At 40.5% G+C, this 1,475-nt stretch carries 3 protein-coding genes and 1 pseudogene; 2 read left to right on the top strand and 2 right to left on the bottom strand.

The features are described 5' to 3' along the window. Window positions 1-628: pseudogene (locus ACFIKJ_RS09230) on the top strand (late control protein); the annotation flags it as partial. A 38-nt stretch (window positions 629-666) separates the two neighbouring features. Here the strand turns inward: ACFIKJ_RS09230 and ACFIKJ_RS09225 are convergent. Further along, window positions 667-990: a type II toxin-antitoxin system PemK/MazF family toxin gene (locus ACFIKJ_RS09225; RefSeq protein ID WP_273791686.1), complete on the bottom strand. Its 324-nt coding sequence runs from the start codon at window positions 988-990 to the stop codon at window positions 667-669. Then, window positions 990-1,214 carry an antitoxin MazE family protein gene (locus tag ACFIKJ_RS09220; protein ID WP_273791685.1) on the bottom strand — a complete coding sequence of 75 codons (225 nt, stop codon included), beginning with the start codon at window positions 1,212-1,214 and terminating at the stop codon, window positions 990-992. The genes ACFIKJ_RS09225 and ACFIKJ_RS09220 overlap by 1 nt, the downstream gene beginning before the upstream one ends. Window positions 1,215-1,356: 142 nt before the next feature. Here ACFIKJ_RS09220 and ACFIKJ_RS09215 point away from each other — a divergent pair. After that, window positions 1,357-1,475, top strand: a 119-nt coding sequence (locus ACFIKJ_RS09215; RefSeq protein WP_375627559.1) for a lysozyme, incomplete at its 3' end; no start/stop codon positions are given.

Below are 1,475 nucleotides of genomic sequence, written 5' to 3'. Positions count from 1 at the left end.
CGACCAAAAAGCCGCGGCTGATGCACGAGAACCAGAAGAGATTGATGATGATGAAAACTTTATCCATATGGATGACAATGACAGAGCAACACCACCATCATCTGAATCGGAAAAAGCAGAAAAAGAATCTGAGAAAGAAGAAGAAGACAAAGAGAAGAAAGGCGGTGTTCTCGCAACTTATCATGATATCCGCAGTGGTGAAAAAAAAGAAGTCAAAGTTGGTAACCCACCGTTCCATGAACTCAAATACACCTACCATAACCAATCAGAGGCTGTTGCAGCCATTGCTGCTTATCGCAATAAATCATCACGTGGAAAATCTTCTTTCTCATGTGATATCGGTGGTGATCCGTTTGTGCAAACAGAAGCAAAGCTTGTTCAAGAGCCCCCTTTCCGCCCCTATATTCCAGCAGAATGGCGCATCAAAAGTGTTAAACTCAAACTTGATAAAACGGGTGGTTACACCACAAAAATAGAGTGCGAACTTTTTGATAAAACGCAAGAAGATGCGGCTGGAAACGTTGCAAACACAACACCAGACAAGGATGATACCCTTGATCCAAACGCCCCACCAAACGCATGTGACGAAGGCGAAGGCGTCATCCATATGGATGAAGAGGATAGATAAACAAAGCTATTTTATGATGATAAAAAGAAATACTATTTCTATTTTACTATTCCTAAAAATACAGCTAAACAGCGTTCAATTTCTACCATTTTATCTGCATGAATGGAGCCGAAAGCTGGACTAACTTTTTCACATCTTACCGTCATAATCTTATCAATCATGACTTGCGAAGGTTTTTGCAAACCATTTTTAGCGGTTGGCTGAATCGTAATGCGGAGTAATGGCGCATCAACAAGTGTGCTAGTAATGGGTAAAACCGTTACACTTGTATGCTCACTGAATTGATTAGCTTGAATGATTAACGCAGGTCTTGGTTTACCAAAATCGCCTTGCATAGCTATTGTGACGAGAGATCCACGCATTATTCTGTCCAGCCATCAACATCCATTAAAGATTGATCCATCAACAACTGCATAGATGTATCTGTTTTATCCATTTTTGCGACTAAGCGACATTGGCGTCGGCACTCTTCTGCAAAGTTCGGTTGGCGAATATCTGGTACCCAAATTTGCATTAAACGCAAACCTGCTTTTCTTTGTGCGTTGCGATGTTTTTGAACGCGTTCATTGACGTGCATTGTAGCCATAACAAAATCTCCATTATGTTTCATGTAACGTATAACACAGAAAAAAGTTACATGAAACGAGATTTTTAATAAAAGGCAATAATTGCAATTTTTAATATTCACTCATCCCCGCCTTGTGTGGGGCTTTTTTATGGAGCAACACATGCGAAAAATATCATCAGAAGGACTAGCACTTATCAAACAGTGGGAAGGTTTGCGTTTGAACGCCTATAAAGATGCCATTGGGGTGTGGACAATAGGTTATGGACATACAAACAGTGC

The sequence above is a fragment of the Bartonella sp. PS7NMGDW genome (assembly GCF_042193585.1).
Lineage (GTDB): Bacteria > Pseudomonadota > Alphaproteobacteria > Rhizobiales > Rhizobiaceae > Bartonella > Bartonella grahamii.
The sequence above is the reverse complement of the archived record's forward strand: the minus strand, read 5'-3'. Positions and strand labels throughout refer to the sequence as shown.